Origin of the sequence: Isoptericola croceus (assembly GCF_029382255.1) — a bacterium.
GTDB classification, from domain to species: domain Bacteria; phylum Actinomycetota; class Actinomycetes; order Actinomycetales; family Cellulomonadaceae; genus Isoptericola; species Isoptericola croceus.
Genome location: NZ_JARLLG010000247.1, coordinates 1 through 273, shown reverse-complemented (window position 1 = coordinate 273; position 273 = coordinate 1). Strand labels below are relative to the sequence as shown.

Sequence of the window (273 nt, the reverse complement as noted above, 5' to 3'; positions counted from 1 at the left end):
AGCTAAAGAAGGGGCGAGAGGAATCTGATGAAAGAGTGGAGGCCATTGCAGATCTAAAAGCCATTGAGCAAAAGCATAATGAATTGAAGGATGAGTTGGCAAAGTATAGAGATAATTATCCGGCTGCCTTTGAAGCAATGAAGGAAGCAATTGCAGTTGCCCATGCATCGGCAAACAGATGGACAGACAACATTTTCACCCTGAGGCAATGGTGTTCGAACAATTTCCCACAGGCTAAGGAACAACTTGAAAACTTGTACAAGGAGGTTGGTA

At 43.6% G+C, this 273-nt stretch carries 1 protein-coding gene; it reads left to right on the top strand.

From position 1 onward, the window contains the following. Positions 1-273 (top strand): hypothetical protein (locus PZC42_RS24640; protein ID WP_277214138.1); only part of this gene is annotated, 273 nt, incomplete at both ends.